At 47.9% G+C, this 17472-nt stretch carries 15 protein-coding genes; 8 read left to right on the forward strand and 7 right to left on the reverse strand.

Annotated features, from left to right (window positions below):
• Nucleotides 1-166: 166 nt before the first annotated feature.
• From proC to H608_RS0107625, 5 genes are all read left to right on the forward strand, one after another.
• Nucleotides 167-961 (forward strand): pyrroline-5-carboxylate reductase, encoded by a 795-nt coding sequence (gene proC / locus H608_RS0107605; RefSeq protein ID WP_028787150.1) that lies wholly within the window; start codon nucleotides 167-169, stop codon nucleotides 959-961.
• 61 nt (nucleotides 962-1022) lie between these two features.
• Complete coding sequence (locus H608_RS0107610; RefSeq protein ID WP_081658823.1) at nucleotides 1023-4775, forward strand: DUF3857 domain-containing protein; 3753 nt, start codon at nucleotides 1023-1025, stop codon at nucleotides 4773-4775.
• 241 nt (nucleotides 4776-5016) lie between these two features.
• On the forward strand, nucleotides 5017-6669 hold the full coding sequence (locus H608_RS0107615) for a CTP synthase (protein WP_028787152.1): 1653 nt from the start codon (nucleotides 5017-5019) through the stop codon (nucleotides 6667-6669).
• A 108-nt stretch (nucleotides 6670-6777) separates the two neighbouring features.
• Nucleotides 6778-8667: a membrane protein insertase YidC gene (yidC, locus tag H608_RS0107620; RefSeq protein ID WP_028787153.1), complete on the forward strand. Its 1890-nt coding sequence runs from the start codon at nucleotides 6778-6780 to the stop codon at nucleotides 8665-8667.
• Between the two features lie 179 nt (nucleotides 8668-8846).
• Nucleotides 8847-9512 carry a hypothetical protein gene (locus H608_RS0107625; protein ID WP_028787154.1) on the forward strand — a complete coding sequence of 222 codons (666 nt, stop codon included), beginning with the start codon at nucleotides 8847-8849 and terminating at the stop codon, nucleotides 9510-9512.
• A 217-nt stretch (nucleotides 9513-9729) separates the two neighbouring features.
• On the opposite strand, the gene H608_RS0107630 is transcribed toward H608_RS0107625, so the two are convergent.
• The gene (locus tag H608_RS0107630) at nucleotides 9730-10089 is read right to left on the reverse strand and encodes a hypothetical protein (protein ID WP_051268119.1); all 360 of its coding nucleotides are present in this window, start codon (nucleotides 10087-10089) and stop codon (nucleotides 9730-9732) included.
• 245 nt (nucleotides 10090-10334) lie between these two features.
• Here H608_RS0107630 and H608_RS0107635 point away from each other — a divergent pair, with 245 nt between their 5' ends.
• From H608_RS0107635 to H608_RS0107645, 3 genes are all read left to right on the forward strand, one after another.
• Complete coding sequence (locus H608_RS0107635; RefSeq protein WP_028787156.1) at nucleotides 10335-11756, forward strand: tetratricopeptide repeat protein; 1422 nt, start codon at nucleotides 10335-10337, stop codon at nucleotides 11754-11756.
• Nucleotides 11757-11851: 95 nt separating this feature from the next.
• A complete protein-coding gene (locus tag H608_RS0107640; protein ID WP_028787157.1) occupies nucleotides 11852-12625 on the forward strand; it encodes a phosphosulfolactate synthase in 774 nt (257 codons plus the stop codon).
• Complete coding sequence (locus H608_RS0107645) at nucleotides 12625-13383, forward strand: shikimate dehydrogenase family protein (RefSeq protein WP_028787158.1); 759 nt, start codon at nucleotides 12625-12627, stop codon at nucleotides 13381-13383. The genes H608_RS0107640 and H608_RS0107645 overlap by 1 nt, the downstream gene beginning before the upstream one ends.
• On the opposite strand, the gene H608_RS0107650 is transcribed toward H608_RS0107645, so the two are convergent.
• From H608_RS0107650 to H608_RS0107675, 6 genes are read right to left on the reverse strand one after another with little or no spacing between them, the layout of a single operon-like run.
• Nucleotides 13360-14220 carry a TraB/GumN family protein gene (locus tag H608_RS0107650; RefSeq protein ID WP_081658824.1) on the reverse strand — a complete coding sequence of 287 codons (861 nt, stop codon included), beginning with the start codon at nucleotides 14218-14220 and terminating at the stop codon, nucleotides 13360-13362. The genes H608_RS0107645 and H608_RS0107650 overlap by 24 nt on opposite strands.
• Nucleotides 14217-14651: an acyl-CoA thioesterase gene (locus H608_RS0107655; RefSeq protein WP_028787160.1), complete on the reverse strand. Its 435-nt coding sequence runs from the start codon at nucleotides 14649-14651 to the stop codon at nucleotides 14217-14219. The genes H608_RS0107650 and H608_RS0107655 overlap by 4 nt, the downstream gene beginning before the upstream one ends.
• 56 nt (nucleotides 14652-14707) lie before the next feature.
• Nucleotides 14708-15553: a hypothetical protein gene (locus H608_RS0107660; protein WP_028787161.1), complete on the reverse strand. Its 846-nt coding sequence runs from the start codon at nucleotides 15551-15553 to the stop codon at nucleotides 14708-14710.
• The gene (locus H608_RS0107665) at nucleotides 15550-16122 is read right to left on the reverse strand and encodes an RNA polymerase sigma factor (protein ID WP_028787162.1); all 573 of its coding nucleotides are present in this window, start codon (nucleotides 16120-16122) and stop codon (nucleotides 15550-15552) included. The genes H608_RS0107660 and H608_RS0107665 overlap by 4 nt, the downstream gene beginning before the upstream one ends.
• Nucleotides 16123-16143: 21 nt before the next feature.
• Nucleotides 16144-16725, reverse strand: a complete 582-nt coding sequence (gene rdgB, locus H608_RS0107670) for an RdgB/HAM1 family non-canonical purine NTP pyrophosphatase (RefSeq protein WP_028787163.1) — start codon at nucleotides 16723-16725, stop codon at nucleotides 16144-16146.
• 32 nt (nucleotides 16726-16757) lie between these two features.
• On the reverse strand, nucleotides 16758-17408 hold the full coding sequence (locus H608_RS0107675; protein ID WP_028787164.1) for a hypothetical protein: 651 nt from the start codon (nucleotides 17406-17408) through the stop codon (nucleotides 16758-16760).
• Between the last annotated feature and the right edge of the window lie 64 nt (nucleotides 17409-17472).

Consider the following 17472-nt stretch of genomic DNA (forward strand, 5'->3'; position numbering starts at 1 on the left):
ATTTGTTCTCCTACATACGAAGCGGGAAGGATTTTGGTTTTTGTCAATAGTGAATAGTGAATAGTGAATAGTGAATAGTGAATAGTGAATGGTGAATGAGTCAATAACCCACTTACTACCTACTACCTAATACCTATAACTTAAAACTTAATTACCTTTAGGCATTATGGGAAAAAAGATTGCCATCATTGGCGGAGGAAACCTCGGATCAGCTATCGCCGAAGGATTGTTGCACGGAAAATTCAGCAAACCCTCGGAAATTACTGTAACCAAACGTAATACGTCCACCTTGCAGGGGCTCAAGAAAGCCGGGGTGCAGGTAACTTCTGACAACCAGGCCGCCGTGCGCGAATCCGAAGTAATCATTCTGGCCGTAAAACCTTTCCAGGTGGCCGAAGTATTAGGAGGTATTAAAAAGGAACTTACTTCAAAAAAAATACTCATCTCCGTTGTTACGGGTGTGCTAATCAGTGAAATGGAAGAAGTGGTAGGTAAGAAGCTCCCGTATTTCCGTGCCATGCCCAACACGGCGATAGCCATCCGCGAAAGCATGACCTGTATCTGCAGCCGTCAGGCCGATGCCGATACGGTCGGTTATGTAAATGATCTTTTCCGCAACCTCGGCGAAGTGGTGACCATCGATGAAAAACTGATGGAAGCCGCTACGGTACTTGCCGCCTGCGGCACTGCCTTCGCCATGCGTTATATCCGTGCTAATATCCAGGGAGGTATTGAAATTGGTTTCGATGCCACAACCGCCTCGCTGATTGCCGCCCAAACCGTGAAAGGCGCCGCGGAACTCTTATTGAAAAAAGGCACACACCCTGAACACGAGATAGATAAGGTAACCACCCCCAAAGGCTGCACCATTGCAGGACTCAATGAAATGGAACACCAGGGATTCAGCTCTTCGCTGATCCGGGGCGTTGTGGCCAGCTATAAAAAAATTGCCAGGGACTGACCTGTAAAAAAACACCACCGATCTTTAAGCCGTTCTTATTCACAAACCACCAACTATCGCTATGCGTAATTTTTTTTGCGTCCTTTTGTTAGTCACCTGCTCTTTAGTAGCAAAAGCCGGAGATTATGAAGATGCCTGGAAGGCACTCAACCGCAACGACAGAAAAACAGCCCGCTCTCTGTTAGAAAAAGCACTCAGGGATCCGGCCTCCGCCTCCGACGCTTACCTCACTTTACTTTTTTTAAATTCTTTTGATGGCACGGAAAATACGGGAGATGATTTCCGTAACCAGGTAGCCGATAAACTTAAAGACCCCTCTGCTTACCTCTACGCGCTGTGGTTCAATAACGCTGTACTCGGGCCTTACGGAAAAAAGAGAGTTCGTGCGCAGCAGGACATGCTGGAGTATGTGCTTAAAACGCCGTCGCTTCATCCTTCCCTGAAAGTGGCAGGTCATTATGTAAAAAGTACGCATTATCTGTTTGCAAACCAGTTTGAACAATCCGATCGCGAACTCCGCGAAATGGAAGTGGTGAGAGACTGGCAACTTACCGGACCATTTGAAAACCTTGCCGGTACCGGTTCGTTCAAATCACATGGTCCGCTGGAAGATGCCAGGCCCGATGCAACTTTTGTATCGCTGACCAATGCCCGCGTTCAATGGTTCACTCCGTCGGTGCTCACCGCAAGAGCCTGGATTAATCTCGATTCTCATTTTCCCGGATCAAGGGCGCTTTATTACGGGCAATCATTTATCGAAGCTCCCGCGGATATGGAAGTAATGCTCAATGTTGGCTCTACCGGCTCTGTAAAAGTTTGGGTAAACGATCAACTGGTAATATTTGAACCGCGTGAATACGAAACGGAACTCGATTATTACCGGGTACCCTGCCGCTTGCAAAAAGGTTACAACCGGATACTGGTACAACTGGGTGTCAATCAGCTTTCGGTCCGCAACTGGTTGCTCCGCTTTACCGATATGTCTATGCAACCGGTCAAAGGACTCAAGGCGCAGGCATCCTACCAACCTTATACAAAAGCAACCGGTGCCATGCCGGAGCGCGTGCCGCACTTCGCCGAAGTTTATTTCAAACAAAAAATCGAAAGGGAGCCCGCAAATATTGTTAACTACCTGCTCCTTTCGCAAGTATACCTGCGAAACGGACGTTCTTTTGAAGCACGACACCTGATTGAAAACATTATTGCGAAATATCCCGGCAACGCACTGCTGCGGTTTGAATTGACGCAATCACTGCTCCGGGAAAATAACCGCACGCTGGTATCGAGAGAGGCCGAATGGTTCAAGGAACATGATGCCGATTGTTACCTCGCCCGCAGCCTCCGCTTTCGTGAAGCCATCAATGAAGAGAGGTACGACGATGCAGGCGCGCTGCTGGACGAAATGATCGCCGCATATGGCGAGAGCGAAAGCCTTATCAACGAACGCATCAGTTTGCTGGGGAAACGCGAGAAATATGACGAGATGATAACGCAGGTGCAGAAAGCGTATGAACGCTATCCGCAAAACACATCGTTCATAAAGATGATGTACGCTATCAAAAAAAATGCAAACAAAGATTTGAAAGGCGCTGCACAGCTCTATGAAAAATTTCTGAAAGACAATTTTGATTATAGCATATCGAAGACACTGGCAGAAGAGTATATCGAACAAGGCGATAAGAAGAAAGGAGAGAAGCTGCTCGCCCAACTGCTGGAAAGATTTCCTTCGGAAGCGGCGCTGGTAACCGATCTGGTAGATTACCATTTTTCACAACAGGATTATAACAAAGCGCTGCAATACGCAGAAACCGCATTGAAGTTAAGTCCTTACAACGCGGTGCATTGGAGTAATAAAGCCGTTGTATTGGAGCAAATGGGCAAAAAAGACGATGCCGCCGCCGGTTACCGGCAGGCCTTGTTCTACGATGCTAAGCAATACGACAGTCGCAAGAAACTGCGCACACTTCGGGGAGAACCGGAACTGACAGGTTATTTTCCCAAATATGACCCTTATGAAATAATCAGGAAATCGGAAAAAAACGAGTTGTCGACCGATTATAATTTTTCTTACCTGCTCGATGAAAAACAAACTATTCTTTACGGCGACGGGGCGGTGGAACAATACACCACGCTGATTATCCGCATCCATACAGACAAGGGCATCGACAACTGGAAAGAAATTGACCTTTCATATAATGACAACACGCAGAATTTCCAGATTGAAAAAGCGGAAGTGATCAAGAAAAACGGAAGCAAACAGGCCGCAGAAACAAACGGTAACCAGGTTGTATTCACCTCTCTGCAGAAAGGAGATGCAATATATGTGCGCTACCGTACACAAGACTTCTCCCGTGGCCGGCTGGGCCGCGAATTCTGGGACAGTTATTGCCTTGGCGCATTCCAGCCCAGCAGCGAAGCGAGGTACAGCATACTGGCTGAAAAAAATGTAAAGTTTGATCATAAAATGGCGCACGCTGAGGTGAAACCGCAGATCAGCGAAAAAGGGGATTTTACACTGTATGTATGGGAACTGAAAGACCAGCCGCCATTGAAAGAAGAACCTTATATGCCCGCATCGGTGAATGCTGCACCGACGATTCATATATCCACGTTGCGTGACTGGAATCAGGTGGCTGAATGGTACAGCGACATCAGCCACGTATTTGCAGATGGACAATATGAATTGCAGGAAGTTTTTAAAGAAATATTTCCGCAACCATACGCAAAGATTCCCGAGTTGACGCGCGCGCGTATGATCTACAATTATATCGAAAAAAATATCCGTTACAGCCATGTGCCCTTCCGGCAGTCGGCATTTACGCCACAGAAGATCAGCACCGTTTTGAACACACGTCTCGGCGACTGTAAAGATTTGTCGAGTCTTTTTGTAGCACTGGCCGATATGGCCGGACTGAAAGCGAATATGGTATTGGTCAATACCCGCGACAATGGTACAAAAGATACTTATCTACCCGGTGTGGAATTCAATCACTGTATCGTGCTGTTGCAGGCCGGCGGAAAACCTTACTATATAGAACTCACCGATAATGACATGCCGTTTGCCAGCCTGCCTTACAACCTGCCAGGCGCTTCGTGTCTGGTGATACCATCGAAAAGCGGCCAGGGTATTGTATCACAGCTAAAACCTGTTGAGGCGCTGAACCGCACACCCGACAAAGTGCGCAGGACCACCGATGTTTCGTTTGACGGAGCCGATATGATCGTTAACGAAAAAGTGGTGCTGACCGGCGCGTTGACAAGCGATATCAGAGCTTCTTATGGCACACTCGGCAACGAGAAACAAAGGGAGGAAATGGAATCGGGTATCAGCGGACGTTTCCGTAATACCCTGAAAATGAAAGAGGTCAAATTTACGGATCTGACGGAACTAACCGATTCCGTAGGCTATCAACGCACTTTCCAGGTGGAAGACGAGATATCGGAAGTGGGGGAAATGCAAATGGTTAAAGTGCCCTTTGCCGATGTGATTGCCACGCTGGATAATTTCAATATCGACAAGCGGCAGTTTGCCCTCCAATATTGGGCATATGAGCAATGTGACGAATATGAAACGATCGTGAATATCAAAGCTCCGGCAGGGAAAAAACTGGCAGAACTGCCTGCCGATCAGAACCTCAGCTTCGGAGGCAGCACCTACAGCATTAAATTTATCAAAAAAGCACCCGATCAGCTTACCATTATCCGTAAGGCGAAAATGGTCAGAAATGAAATACTTCCTTCGGATTATGCAGCATTCAAAAAGTTTATCAGCGCAATAGTTAAAGTGGAATCCAAATACATAGCATTTAAATAATCTTCAGAAACGCCCCGGTGTACAACTCACCGGGGTTGTTTTTTGGCTGGCACGGGAATATAATTTAGCTTTGCATGACCTCCGGGAATTACTCCTTATTCTTCCCCTGGTCGCAACAGGTGGGCCTCTTTTTTCCAAGTTTGATCATTTTGAGAAGATTTTTAGTTGAACATCGTTCAAAACAGACCGGTTTTTGCCTGTTTTTTAGGATAAGGATTTGCAAAGAATAAAATGACCGTTTATGGCTAAGTATATTTTTGTAACCGGCGGGGTTACTTCTTCATTGGGTAAAGGGATTATTGCAGCATCGCTGGCCAAACTGCTTCAGGCACGCGGGCTGCGCGTGACTATCCAGAAATTGGACCCTTATATCAATGTAGACCCCGGCACGTTGAATCCTTATGAACATGGTGAATGTTATGTAACCGAAGATGGTGCAGAAACCGACCTCGACCTTGGCCACTACGAACGCTTTCTCAACCTCTTCACCACACAGTCCAACAACGTTACCACCGGTCGCATTTACCAGACCGTCATCAATAAAGAAAGAGAAGGAGCTTACCTGGGAAAAACCGTGCAGGTAGTGCCGCATATTACAGACGAGATCAAACGCCGTATGCTGCACCTGGGGCAGAATGGCGACTATGATATTGTAATCACCGAAATCGGCGGTACCGTAGGCGATATTGAAAGCCTTCCTTTTGTGGAAGCTGTAAGACAATTGCAGTGGGAACTGCCCGAAGAAGACACCGTGGTAGTACATCTCACCCTCATTCCTTACCTGAAAGCAGCGAAGGAGCTCAAAACAAAACCCACGCAACACAGCGTGCGTATGCTCAGCCAGGAAGGCGTGCACCCGGATATCATCGTATGCCGTACCGAGCGTCCGCTTACACCCGAACTCCGCAGAAAGATTGCGCTGTTCTGCAATGTAAAGCAGGAAGCAGTAATTGAAGCGGCCGATGCGCCTACGATTTATGAAGTGCCGCTGACCATGATGCGCGAAAAACTCGACGTGATCTGTCTGAAGAAATTCGGTATCGCTGAATATGCAGAGCCGGAACTTTCCCGCTGGAAAGAGTTTCTCGACAAACTGAAATACCCCAAATCAAAAGTGACCATCGGTCTGATCGGTAAATACCTGGAACTACAGGATGCTTATAAATCGATCCTTGAGTCATTTGTGCATGCAGGCGCGGTTAACGAATGCCAGGTGCAGATCGTGAACGTACACAGTGAATATATCACCCCGGAAAATGTAGGCGAGAAACTGGATGGTCTCGATGGCCTGCTGGTTGCGCCCGGTTTCGGATTGCGTGGGGTGGAAGGAAAAATCACTGCCGTGAAATATGCCCGCGAAAAAGGACTGCCGTTCTTTGGCATCTGCCTGGGTATGCAAATGGCGGTGATTGAATTTGCCCGCAACGTGCTTAACCTGAAGGATGCCCATTCCACAGAAATGGATCCGGAAACACGCGAGCCTGTAATTGACCTGATGGAAGAACAAAAGAAAGTAACCGCCAAAGGTGGTACCATGCGCCTGGGGGCTTATCCCTGCGACCTCAAACCTGGTTCACTGGCCTACAATATCTACGGCAAAACGCCGATCAGCGAGCGTCATCGTCACCGCTGGGAATTCAACAACAAATACCTCGACCAGTTTGAGCAGGCCGGCATGATCGCCAGCGGCAAGAACCCGGATACTGGTCTCGTGGAAATTGTTGAACTGCCCGGTCACCCTTTCTTCATTGGCGTGCAATACCACCCTGAACTCAAGAGTACGGTGGAAAGTCCGCAGCCCGTTTTCGTACGTTTTATCCGCGCTGCCAAAGAACGCGCTGAAAAAATAAGCGAAATCAAAAAGACGCAGTTGCAAAGCAGCGAAGTACTCTGATCCGATTCGGTAAACGGTGCTTTTTAACCGGTCAACGACCGGATAAACACCTTGCGCCCTTACCCGCAAAGTCCCTATCTTTGCGGTCTTTAAAATTTTCCACGAACGATGAAATTTGATCGTAATACCATTATCGGCTTTTCACTGCTAGCCGTGCTGTTCATTGCATTTTTCTACATCAGCAATAAGAATCAGCAGGCTGCCTTGCGCGACAAACAACACAAGGATTCCATTGAATTGGCCCAGAAAATTAAAGCCGATTCACTGGATGCGTTGAAAAATCCGGTCGATACGGCTTCCCTGCGCCGCCAGCAGGCGATTGCCGACTCAATAGGCCGTTTGAATAAAGCCGGTATTTTCAGTGCCGCAGCCGGCGGTGAACAAGCCGACAGCCTGTTCCCTGTATCCAACGATCTGTTTACGGTCACCTTCACCACCAAGGGTGCGCAACCGCGTTCTATTGAATTGAAGCATTTTAAAGACAAGGATAGTGGCAATGTAAAACTGGCCGCTTCTACCTTCAATCAGATAGCTTACAAGATCAATACCGCTCCCGGTCAGTCTGCAAGCACGGCCGACCTGTACTTTGCCGCTCCGCGTGTGGAAAGCAAACCCGACGGCTCACAGGTAGTATCGTTCGATCTCATCGGCGGTGACACTACTTCTAAAATCGCTTACATCACTCACCAGTATACCATCCGCAAAGACGACTACATGATCGACTTTAATGTGATCATGCAAAGCCCGTCTACGTTGCTGGAAAATGGTGACCTGAACCTCACCTGGAAATATGCTGCAGCGCAGCAGGAGTCCTCTCTTTCATTTGAAAAAGAGAATACACAGATCGGTTATGTGGAGAATGGCGAATTCGATTACCACACCATCGGCCGCAGAAGTGACCTGAAGTTCGACGATGGTCCCGTACATTGGCTCGGTATCCGTCAGCGTTTCTTCAACACCTTCCTGATCGCGAAAGACAATTTTACTTCCGGAACAATGGAATGGACTGTTCCCCCGGATGCCAGCAAAACAGTGGTAGAAGCTACTTCACTGATGAAGTTGAAAGTACCTGCCGCAAACCAGGCCAACATCGCGATGCAACTGTTCTATGGTCCTTCGGACTTCAAGATGTTGCAGAAATACGATATCAAACTGAGCAAGATGGTCAACCTCGGACAAGGCATGTATGCGTTTGTGCGTCCGTTGAACCGATACATTGTATTGCCCGTTTGGGATGGTATTAAAAGTTTCGTAGGAAGCTTTGGTATTGTAATCGCCCTGCTGACACTGTTTATCCGCCTGCTGATTTCTCCGCTGTCTTACAAAAGTTATCTCAGCGGTGCAAAAATGAAAGCATTGCGTCCGGAAATTGCCAAACTGCGTGAAAAAACCGGCGGCGACCAGCAGCAGATGGGTATTGAGCAAATGAAATTATTCAAAGAAGCAGGCGTTAGTCCGTTCGGTGGCTGTGTTCCGGCACTGTTACAAATCCCGATCTTCTTTGCCTTGTATAGCTTCTTTAACTCGAGCGTGGATCTGCGGGGTGCAGACTTCCTCTGGTCACAAGACCTTTCTGCATTCGATGCGCCCATTCGTTTTGGTGTTAATATTCCATTGCTTGGTGATCACCTGAGCCTGTTTACCATCACGGCGGTGCTCACCAGCTTGCTGATCTCCATCTACAGCATGAGCATGGCGGCTGATCAGAGCAATCCGCTGATGAAGTGGATGCCTTATATTTTCCCCGTATTCCTGTTGTTCATCTTCAACCGCCTTCCTTCGGCGCTTACCTGGTACTACACGGTATCCAACCTTATTACGCTGGCGCTGCAGTTTGTGATTCAGAACTATATTATCGATCACAACAAGATCCTGGCTAAAATCGACGAGAACCGCAAAAAGCCAAAAACCAAATCAAAATGGCAGGAGCGGCTGGAAGCGATGCAGGAACAGCAGAAGAAGATTAAGGAAATGCAGGATAAGAACAAGAAGAGATAATATGTAAATGTGAAAGTGTGTAAATGTGGAAATTGAGAAGCATTTTCACATTTACACATCCCGTACTACGGGCACATTTTCACATAGACGCACATTGCCTGGCAATGTGCGTCTGGCTTTTTGCAACTTATTCCCTATATTGTCTCGTCATTCAGATAGAAAAAACGGAGATATCCGGTATGAAAAAAATAATCCTGATATTGTTGATGGGTGTGGGAGTGTGGAACCTTCCGGCAGCGGCTCAAAAAAAGCTGACAGAAGCTACATTGTCTTATGATATTGTAATCAATACGGACAATGCCGCCCCTAAAGCCGCCGATATGCTCGATGGAGCTACCAGCGTAATCTACCTCAAAGGCAACTCAAGCCGTTCCGAAATGATCAGTTCGCTCGGTACGACCGCTACGATCGTGGATGGTAAATCGGGAAATGTGACCATATTAAAAGACTATGGTCAGCAGAAATACATGATCACCCTTAACCCGGACAACTGGAAGCAGTCTAACCGGAAATATGAAGGCGTGACTTTTACTTACGAAAATGAATATAAGACCATCGCTGGTTACAACTGTCAGAAAGCTATCGGTAAACTGACAGATGGGAGCACGTTTACGGTTTATTTTACCCGGGACCTCATTCCCGTTAACAGGGAATTTCAATACCTCAACAAGAATCTTCCCGGGCTGGCGATGCAATATGAAGCTACCCAGGGCAAGACAAAGGTTACTTATACCATCTCCAACATCAATTTCGGATTGGTACCTGCTGCCAAATTTGATCTGCCCCGCTCCGGTTATCGCGTAATGACCTATGAAGAGAGCATTTCAGGGGGAGGAGGGAATTAAGGAGAAGGTCAATAAGTCAATAAGTGAATAAGTGAATCGGTTGATGCGGTTTGACCATTCATTCACCATTGACGATTCACGATCAGCCCGTTTCGAAGGTTTCAGGAAGGAAAGTCAATAATATTCACCTATTCACGCCTCTCACAGCACGTGCCGGGCCAAAACAAAAAAACTTCCTTCCGGAAGTTACTCATTTACCAAAATCATTGCTGGATGATCAACGATAGCTGCGGGTAGCTTCGTTGGGATTGAAGACAACTTTGCTGAGTACACGGGTTTTAACCGGCACAACATAGGTTTTGTTGCCTTGCTGGTAAGTAGCAACAGAAGAGTTCAGATTGATATACTGCGGGGCCTGCGTGCTGATCACTTCGGTACCACGGAATGCATAACCTGAACGGAGAGAAATACCACCAGTGCGGACAGTATTCTTTTTTGCCGAACTGACAGCCTTGTTCTTGCCATATTTACCATCACCAAGGGTAGCAAATGCCCCCATGGCAGAAAAAGCCAGCAATACGAGAATGGCTGATTTTTTGCCTGCTTTAAAGCGTGATATGGTATTATTCGGTTTCAATGACACAAAATTAACGAAAATTAAACGAAATGCTGAAAAATACTTGCGTTGATTTTAATACTTATTTAACGCGTACAATGCAAAATTGTTACAGAAACCTGAAAATAAATAGCCACAGATCTTAACATATGGGGATAACTAAGCTTGGAAGTCGAGTTGTTTTTGGTATAACTTGTTGATAGTTAAAACAGACGATCGCTTCGCGCCTTTTTATCCAATTTGTTCACCTTAAAACCACCGCGTCCATGAAAGAGCAACCATACCGCGAAGACCGGGAACAGATGCAGGAATTGTTGAAACAGTTTGATAATCTCCGCCAGGGACGCAGCCATTCTTTCCTCGAGGAAGAGTCGTTTGAGCGGGTTATCAATTATTTCGAAGAAAAAGAAGACTATCGCAATGCGCTGGAAGCCGCTGAGCTTGCCATCGAACAATATCCTTATTCCGGTTCTTTACTGATCCGTAAGGCCGACGTTTTACTGGCCAACCGCCGCTACCAGGAAGCCCTTGACATTCTCGAGCTGGCCTCCCTGCTCGATAGCGGCGACATCAATCTCTATATTCTTAAAACAGATGCCTACCTCGCACTCGACCGGCAGGAAGAGGCCGTGGCATTACTCGAAGAAGCACTCCAGTCGTTCAACGGAGAAGAAAAGATCGACCTGCTCTTCGAACTCGCCGATGTATACGACGATTACGAAGACTTCGATAAAGTATTCGACTGCCTCAAGATGATCCTCGAACAGGAACCCACCAACGAAGAGGCTTTGTACAAAATATGTTTCTGGACCGACTTCACCGGTCGCAATGAAGAAGGCATCCGCCTGCATCAGCAGATCATCGACGAACATCCTTACAACGAGCTGGCCTGGTTCAACCTCGCCGCGGCGTACCAGGGATTGAAATTGTACGAAAAAGCGATCGATGCTTATATGTATGCCATCACGATCGAAGAGAAGTTTGATTACGCCTACCGCAATATGGGCGACGCCTATATCCGTTTGCGTAAATACAAGGAAGCCATCGAATCGCTGGAAAAAGTGCTGGAATTGGCAAAACCCGAAGATGTGATCTATGAAGCAATCGGGCACTGCTACGATAAAATGAAAAATTTTGCGCAGGCAAGATTTTATTATCGCAAAGCATCACATCTTAACCAGGAAGACAGCAAACTCGTCTATAAAATTGCCTGCACTTATTACAATGAGCAGCAGTATGAAAGTGCCGTGAAGCAACTGGAAAATGCTTTACGTATGCAGAAGCAGCAGCCGGAGTACAACCTGCTGATGGGAGAGTGCCGGATGGAACTCGGACAGGTCCGCGAAGCCATCCAGTATTTTTCTGTGGTGGTCAAAAGCCGCCCGCGTGGCGTGGCCGGTTGGGAAGCGCTGGTGCGCGGATTGCATAAATCCGGTTTTGAAGAACAGGCACTCGAACAGGTACAGTCTGCACTGGAAGCTACGGGACACAAACCCCTGTTCCTTTATTATAAAGCGGGCATCCTGCTTTCATTGGGAAAAACCAAGGAAGCGTTGCTGGTACTCGAGTCGGCGCTGGAACAGGCGCCACGGTTGTTGAAGAAACTGGTGAACCTCGATCCTGCCATTTTGCAACACCAGCAGGTGTTGGACGTGCTGGCCCGTTTCAAACGCAACCGGTCTATTTAAGAAAAAGGGGCTGAGGAAGAAAGCCTTTGTATGGTAATCCGTCATTAAATCTTATTTTTGCCGGCTTGCTATTGTAACCTTAAAAGGAAGAAGGCATGAATTTTAATCTCTCTCAGATTCCGGAACGTCATCAGAAACCCCGTACTGCAGGCATTACCATGGTGATGGATAAGGGCCTCAGCATCGAAGAAGCAAAGAACTTCCTGAGCGTATCTTATCCCCATGTTGATATTATCAAGTTAGGTTTTGGTACTTCGTATGTAACCCCCAACCTTCGTGAGAAACTGGAAGTATACCGCAGTTATGATATTCCCATCTATTTCGGCGGCACTTTGTTCGAGGCATTCCTCGTGCGCAACCAGTTTGACGATTATATCCAGGTGTGTAAGGATTTTGGTATAAGCTATATGGAAGTAAGTGATGGTTCCATCACTATTCCGCATGCAGAAAAATGTGGGTATATCGAGAAACTGACCAAGCATGGTACGGTACTCAGTGAAGTGGGCAGTAAAGATGCCGCGCACATCATTCCTCCGTATAAATGGATCGAACAGATGAGTGCTGAACTGGCTGCAGGTGCCACCTATGTGATAGCAGAAGCACGCGAGGCCGGCAACGTCGGTATCTACCGCGGATCAGGTGAAGTACGGGAAGGCCTGGTACAGGAAATCCTCACACAGATTCCCGAAGAACGTATTATCTGGGAAGCTCCTCAGAAAGCACAACAATTGTATTTTATCGAATTGATCGGTTGCAATGTAAACCTCGGCAACATTGCTCCCTCTGAAATGATCGCGCTCGAAGCCATGCGTGTTGGTTTGCGCGGCGATACATTCAGCATGTTCCTCGACAAAAAACAACCTGCCTGATGCGGCTTTTCGGCCTCATCGGTTATCCGCTGGTACAATCCTTCTCCCGTAAGTTTTTCCTGGAAAAGTTTGCGCGGGAAGGATTGACCGATTGCGGTTTCGAAAACTTTTCCATTCCCGCGATCACTGATGTTGAAGAAGTGTTGCACCGTAATCCTGCATTGGAAGGATTGGCGGTTACCATTCCCTATAAACAACAGGTGATACCTTATCTCCACGACAGTTCCGGCATTCCCGAAGGACTCAACGCCTGCAATTGCATCCGTATACGCGATGGGAAATTGTATGGCTTCAATACCGATTACATCGGGTTTGAAAAAAGTTTTGTGCCTTTATTACGGCCCCATCATAAAAAGGCATTGGTATTGGGAAATGGCGGCGCAACGGAAGCGGTATTGTTTGTGCTGCGTTCGCGCGGCATCGCCTACAATATTGTAAGCCGGCAATTGCATGGCCAGTCTTCATTGACCTACGATGAGCTGAATGATGACATCATGAAAGAACATACGGTCGTCATCAACACCACTCCACTAGGCATGTATCCCGACACGGAAAGTTTTCCCGCCATTCCTTATCATGCGGCAACGCCTGCGCATTATTTTTACGACCTTGTTTACAATCCGGTAAAAACATTGTTTTTGCAAAAAGCAGAGGAGCAGGGAGCCGTAATCTGTAACGGTGCGGACATGCTGGTACTACAGGCCGAAGAGAACTGGCGGATATGGAACAGTCGATCAGTTATTTTCCGTAGCAAATAAGTTCACGTGCACACCGGAAACGTTCCAGTTTTTCCTGCGGAAATAATCCAACAGCCCGTCGAAAGGCGCAATGACGTGCGCGAGTCCCGCTTCAATAAAATTCTTTTTACCACTTTCTCTTTCAATAATTTTTACCCATTGCTCATTGCGACGGGTAATAAGTAAAGTGTCTGCGGAATAGCCGAGGAATGAAATGACTTTTGCCGTATCCTGCGCGCGATAGGCTTTTTCCAACATGGCATTGGTCTTATAATAGGTTGGATAAACCTTCAGCAACCATTCGGGTTGATGTTTGTCGCGAAGAATAAGTGCTGTCTGATGAATACTGTCCGGATGATCCAGCGGCACAATACGACGCTTATGAAATTTTGCTTTGGCGATAAGATAGTTGTCAAGCTCAAGATGGCGAAGGCTGTCTTTGGGCGGAAGTTTCGACAACATGAAGAAGGGAGCGTAAATAAATGAGTGGCGGATAACCGAAGGCGCAACGTTGAGCTGATCGGACAGTTGCGCGGTCAGCTGTTTTAAGTCTTTTTTTGAAACAAAGTCTTTAAGGGTTTTGCCTCCTTCATAGCGCTGCGCACGTGAAAGCCGCGCCAACTGTTCACGCGACAGGTGTTCGTCTAACAAGGGTTCTTCAAAGAACACGTCAGCCGCGGCAATCAATGAATCAAAAATAGGGTCTTCGCGAAAACCGTCACGTTCGGTATAATGCATGGTGCCCATTATCCAGGTAATCGTATCGCCATTGGGGCTTTCGCATTTATAGAGTAATTGCGCGTTGAGGGAAAACGCACCCATTAAAAGCAACAATAAAAGCGCAGGAAATTTCTTCATTGACCGCTGAGTTTTTGCCGGGCTTCTTCGGGAATGGCGGTTATTTTTTTCTGCTGGTAGTCGTAACAAACCATCCCGGTTTTGGCGAGCGCAACGAGTACACGTTTACCCTCTTTTTCTTTTTCCAGTTTATAATAAATGTCGAAACTCACCCGGCTGAATGCTGCAGCGGTAACAGAAGCCAGTACTGTATCACCATAAAAAAGTTCGTTGCGGAACTCGATACCTACATCGGCCATGATCATACCGGCGCCTGCAAAATTGACTTCGCTGTACCCGGCACTGGCCAGGAAATGGATGCGCGCTTCGTGCAGCAGACTCAATAACCGGTCGTTGCCTACATGTCCGCCGTAATTGATATCGGTAATGCGAACGGGAATAGAAGTGGTGAAGGAAAAGTTTTCGGGTGCCTGGATCTTTATACGCGCCATCAGTTGGTTTGAATTAATACCTCGCGAAGATCGGTAATTTCCGGAGGAAAGCGGGATCAGAGATCGGTTTCGTTCAGGGTATTTACAAGCGTAAGAATGTCCATGAAGTTATCGGGACTTGGTGCTACCGGTGCTTCAGCCATTTTTTCCTGCCAGCGTTGCAATTGGTCTTTGCAGGCATCATCCTGTTCTTCGCCGGATACACAGCAAACCATATCGCCCCATTTTTTGGACATACGGATCACATTGCCATCGGGTGTGATGAGCATGATGTAACGGTCGGCGGGATGTTTGGCTGCTACCGTATTATTTGACGCATACAGCGCATTGCTGTAACCGTTGGTACTGCTGCTTGTGCGCGTGCGGGTTGGCTTCAGCGATTCGTCAGTGGTAGCGGCCAGCAACTGCTCGTCGGTCATGTCCGGTGCGGGAGCAGTCCTGGTATCTTTTGTGGTTTGTTCGATCAAGGGTTTAACGCTGATGGTATCCGTAGAAGCGATGGTGCTTTCTTCTTCCGAAGAACCTAACCAGTTCCAGGCAGCGAGTACGGCGACACCGGCGAGAACTGCGGCGGCGAGGTAACGGTAAAATGTGGTGCGGCGTTGCTGCATCGGGATCACGCGTGCAGGTTGTGCTTCATCGAGTGAAGCGGCGATCTGCTGCCAGGCAGCGGCCGGCGGTTGTACTTCGGCGTTGTATAAGTTAGCGGCGAAAGCGGGACGCTGCGCTTCTTCCGCATCGAGTGCGGCAGCGATCTTATTCCAGTTGCTGGCGGGGGGAGTAGCTTCCGCGTGGTAAAGCTTCCGGCCAACGGCGTCATCATCCAGCGATGCGGCAATGCGGTCCCACACACCGGATGGCGGATTTACTTCCTGATCGTATAATTTATGCCGTGTGCTCATTTCTTTACACCCATATCTTTTGTGTCTTCAATGAAATTTCTCACCATGTCCTGAAGGATCACTTTTGCTCTTGATAGCTGCGACTTGCTGGTGCCTTCGCTGATACCGAGCATTTCGCCGATCTCTTTGTGACTGTATCCTTCCACCACATACATGTTAAAGACGGTTCGGTATCCTGGTGAAAGTTGCTTGATCAGTTCGAGGATGTCTTTTTCTCCGAGTTGATCGAGCACGGATACATATTTCCCTTCGATGGTGTTTTCTTCTTTTTCGGTAACGGGCTGCAGGTATTTTTTACGGCGGAAATGTTCAATAGCCGTATTGACAAATATCCGGCGGACCCATCCTTCGAAAGAGCCATCACCCCGGTAGCTGTCCAGTTTTTTAAAGACTTTAATAAAGCCTTCCTGGAGAATGTCTTCGGCTTCTTCCGCGTTGGAAGCATACCGCAGACAAACGGCATACATGCGGGGGGAGAGGCGGCGATACATTTCTTCCTGCATACGCCGGTCGCCTTCCATGCATCCTCTTATTAAGTCGTCTTCGGAGATATTAAGGTTGCTTTGCAAAATCAAAATTTATTAAGTGTTTCAGGAGAGACCTTTCAAAAATACAACCAGTTTTTCAACTGCCTTCTTTCTGTGGCTGAACCGGTTCTTTTCTTGCATGTTCATTTCGGCAAATGTTTTATCGGATCCGTCGGGAATAAAGACCGGGTCATAGCCGAATCCATCGGTGCCGCGCTGTTCGTGCGTGATCCGTCCGGTGCAGATGCCTTCGAAAAAGCTTTCCTTTCCATCGATGATCAGCGAGATCACGGTGCGGAATCTCGCGGAACGCCCGGGTTGATTTTCCAGGGCGCCGAGCAGTTTGATGATGTTGTCCTGTGAGGAACGTCCTTCGCCGGCATAGCGGGCGCTTTTAACGCCGGGTTCGCCTTTAAGGGCATCCACTTCCAGCCCGGTGTCTTCGCTGAAACAATCAGCGCCACCGGTCATGTCGTAAATCGTTCTCGACTTGTTGGTGGCGTTTTCTTCCAGCGTATCGAATGGCTCGGGAATATCGGTGTCGATACCGGCTTCTTTCAGGGTCAGCAGTTGAAGCTGGTCGCCGACTGCCTGCCGGATTTCGTTGACTTTGTGTTGATTATTGGTGGCGAAAATGAGTTGCATCCGTTTTGTATTGATGGACAAAAGCCGGGCCATTATAGCCCGAAAAAAGGTTGCAGGGCAACCCACAATTTGGTTTTAACAAGTTTGTCGGCCTTGATGGCAGAGAGGTCCGGCGCATGCAGGAACTGGCATCCGGCAAAAGCCTGCTGCTGGAATTGGGGAAAATTGATCGGCAATCCCCATTGTACCGGGTCCAGGCCAAACAGGATTACCCGGCGGCTGCCAAACTTTTCCAGCACCGCCTGGTAGGAAGTCTGGCGGTAATGAAGAAAATTAACCAGTGTGATATCGCCCAGGTTGAGTTTGCAGGCGGCCAGCAATTGCGTCAGGAAGCCGAGGTCTTCATCCGGAATATGCAGGGCGGATTGATAGTCCACCACGATCAGCACTTTCTGTGCGTTTTTTCCAAGGAATTTCCAATCGTCGTCTGTTGGAGGGGCGGCAGCGATAAAGGGCGCTGCAGGCTCGGGAACGGGAGCGGTAACCGGTTTGGGTGTTGGTGCAGGGACAACAGCCGGCTGGCTGATGGTTTCAGCAACCGGCGGCGGTTCGGCAACAGGAGGGCTTACGGGTTCCCGGCTTTGTGTTACCTTTGCCGGAGCACGTTCTCCTGTATCTACGAGCACCTGGCCATAGAGTTCCGTTAACAGGGCAGCGTTCAGATCAATTTCGTTGAGACTCATGCGAATGAACAAATAATACGATCAGGTGTTAGTTTTTTTTGTTTCTTTGACCCGTCAAAAATAA

Source organism: Terrimonas ferruginea DSM 30193, from assembly GCF_000425585.1.
GTDB classification, from domain to species: Bacteria; Bacteroidota; Bacteroidia; order Chitinophagales; family Chitinophagaceae; genus Terrimonas; species Terrimonas ferruginea.